General features: G+C 68.7%; 3 protein-coding genes. 1 reads left to right on the forward strand and 2 read right to left on the reverse strand.

Annotated elements, in window-relative coordinates; translation table 11 throughout:
* Positions 1-29: 29 nt before the first annotated feature.
* Positions 30-164 (reverse strand): hypothetical protein, encoded by a 135-nt coding sequence (locus F3J18_RS38625; protein WP_275691843.1) that lies wholly within the window; start codon positions 162-164, stop codon positions 30-32.
* A 71-nt stretch (positions 165-235) separates the two neighbouring features.
* A complete protein-coding gene (bcsD, locus tag F3J18_RS36410; RefSeq protein WP_025099181.1) occupies positions 236-691 on the reverse strand; it encodes a cellulose biosynthesis protein BcsD in 456 nt (151 codons plus the stop codon).
* 679 nt (positions 692-1,370) lie between these two features.
* Between bcsD and F3J18_RS36415 the strand changes: the two genes are divergently transcribed.
* A partial coding sequence (locus F3J18_RS36415) for a hydantoinase/oxoprolinase family protein (protein ID WP_275691844.1) occupies positions 1,371-2,953 on the forward strand: 1,583 nt, incomplete at its 3' end.

The raw sequence follows: 2,953 nt of genomic DNA on the forward strand, positions 1-2,953 counted from the left end.
TGTTGGCCGGCTACGCGCCGCGGCGGCGTTCAGACCGTCTCGGAGGTCAGCAGGAATTCGACGGCGAACCCGTCGTCCTCGCTGCCCGATTGCACGACCGTGAGCTGGCTTGCCCCCATCGCGTCGACCCAGGTCGGGTAGCTGCCTTGCAGGAAGGCCGGCATCCAGGCCAGGATCGCGCCCCGCCCGGCCGCGAGCGGCCCGGCTGTTGGCCGGCTACGCGCCGCGGCGGCGTTCAGACCGTCTCGGAGGTCAGCAGGAATTCGACGGCGAACCCGTCGTCCTCGCTGCCCGATTGCACGACCGTGAGCTGGCTTGCCCCCATCGCGTCGAGCCAGGTCTGGTAGCTGCCTTGCAGGAAGGCCGGCATCCAGGCCAGGGCGCCGTTGCCGAAGGCCGCGATCGGCGCGCCGCAGTGGACGATGCGCAGGTGGCTGCCCTGGTCCGACAACTCCACGTATCCCCAGCGGACCGAGGCCCAGTGCAGGTTCAGGGCATGCTCGAGATCGGCGGTGGATTCGCAGGGGGCGAGCGCGTGCTCCCCCGCATAACGGCATCCGACGCGAAACATTAAGTGACGCAGTTCGTCGGGGCTCAGTTGCGATTCGAATTCCTCGGCCAGCGCGCGCAGGAAACCACGCCATTGGGAGGAAAGATTCTGCTCGAGCAGGAAATCAACGGCAGTCGGCATGAACGGCGCTCGCACGATAAATCTGAAGAAATCCGGGCGCGTGAGTGCCCGGCTCCAAAACTAGCAGGCACAAACGGCAAATTTTTTAAGTATCGCTTGCATCAAATCCATTAGCAAACTCCGTCAATGACGAGTCGAATTTCCCGGCGAATTTTTCCGGTAATTCCGTGGTTGATGCATCGAGATGACAAAGTCATTACAGCGCGCGATGGGCACTTCGCGTCGACTGTTCGAGACCGGGTCCGAGCCACGCCAGCACCGGCACTGGTGCGAGCGAGGCCATCATCGCGCAGGATCGGCCACCGTTTGTTACAGGAATGGAAACTTCCTTCCGCCACTTCAAAATGAGCGGTAAAAAATGGGCTTTCAGCGAGGCAATGCCGATTGTCGACAATCGATCCCGCCCGCTTCGCATGCAGCGCGACACGTCGCGCGTGTGCGGCTCGGTGGTATGACCGGTCGGCCCGACGACGGACCGGTCGGTACCGGCGCCGCGCGCCCGGCCGCCTCGCGAGCGCCGCGGCGGCGCGTCCGGGCGCGATTATCGCCGCGAATAGCATTTCGTTATACGGCGGATTTATTTTTCTTCATCGACTCGCTTCCGATGCCGCGCCGACAATCCGGCCAGCACAACACGGCATGCCGCGCCCGCCGGCCGGCAGCCCTCGGAGATGAAGTCATGGAAGTCACGCAGCAATCCGCGCAGGTCCCCTCGTCGCAAGCCGAGCCCGTCGACGACGGCCGCTGGCAGTTCTGGGTCGATCGCGGCGGCACCTTCACCGACATCGTCGCGCGCCGGCCCGACGGCCGGCTGCTCACCCACAAGCTGCTGTCGGACAACCCGGAGCGCTATCGCGACGCGGTGGTGCAGGGGATCCGCGAGCTGATCGGCATCGGCCCTGGCGAGCCGCTGCCGCGCGAGCGCATCGAGGTGATCAAGATGGGCACCACGGTGGCCACCAATGCGCTGCTCGAACGCAAGGGCGCGCGCACCCTGCTGGCGATCACGGCCGGGTTCGCCGACCAGTTGCGGATCGGCTACCAGGAGCGCCCCGACATCTTCGCGCGCCATATCGAGCTGCCGGCGCAGATGTACGAGCGGGTGGCCGAGATCGGGGAGCGCGTCGACGCGCAGGGCCGCGTGCTGCGCGCGCTCGACGAGGACGGCGCGCGCCGCGCGCTGCGCTCGGCGCGCGAGGCCGGCATCGAGGCGATCGCGATCGTGCTGATGCACGGCTACCGGTTCCCGGCCCACGAGCTGCGGGTGGCCGAGCTGGCCCGCGAATGCGGCTTCGCGCAGATCTCGGTGAGCCACCAGGCCAGCCCGCTGATGAAGCTGGTCGGGCGCGGCGATACCACGGTGGTGGACGCCTACCTGTCGCCGGTGCTGCGCGACTACGTGAACCGCGTCACCGAGCACACCGGCGAGGTGCGCCTGATGTTCATGCAGTCCAGCGGCGGGCTGGTGGACGCCGCGCGCTTCCAGGGCAAGGACGCGATCCTGTCGGGGCCGGCCGGCGGCATCGTCGGCGCGGTGCGCACCAGCGAGGCGGCCGGCGAGCGCCGCGTGATCGGCTTCGACATGGGCGGCACCTCCACCGACGTGGCGCATTACGACGGCGCCTACGAGCGCGTGTTCGAGACGCGCGTGGCCGGCGTGCGCGTGCGCGCGCCGATGATGGACATCCACACCGTGGCGGCCGGCGGCGGCTCGATCTGCAGCTTCGAGCACGGCCGCTTCAAGGTCGGCCCCGAATCGGCCGGCGCCTACCCGGGCCCCGCCTCGTATCGCAACGGCGGCCCGCTGACCGTGACCGACTGCAACGTGATGCTGGGCCGCGTGCAGCCGGCGCACTTTCCGCATGTGTTCGGCAGCCGGGGCGACCTGCCGCTCGACGTGACGATCGTGCGCGCCAAATTTGCCGAACTGGCGCGCCGCATCGAGCGCGAGACCGGCCGCGCGATGAGCGGCGAGGCGGTGGCCGAAGGTTTCCTGGCGGTGGCCGTCGACAACATGGCGCAGGCCATCAAGACCATCTCGGTCGAGCGCGGCCACGACCTGGCCGACTACGCGCTGTGCGCCTTCGGCGGCGCGGGCGGCCAGCACGCCTGCGCGGTGGCCGACCAGCTCGGCATGCGGCGCATCGTGCTGCACCCCTTCGCGGGCGTGCTGTCGGCCTTCGGCATGGGCCTGGCCGACCTGCGCGTGCTGCGCGAGCATGCCGTCGAGGCGCCGCTCGAGGCCGGCACGCCCGCCGCGCT

The organism is Burkholderia sp. Ax-1720 (genome assembly GCF_011753035.1).
GTDB classification, from domain to species: domain Bacteria; phylum Pseudomonadota; class Gammaproteobacteria; order Burkholderiales; family Burkholderiaceae; genus Burkholderia; species Burkholderia gladioli.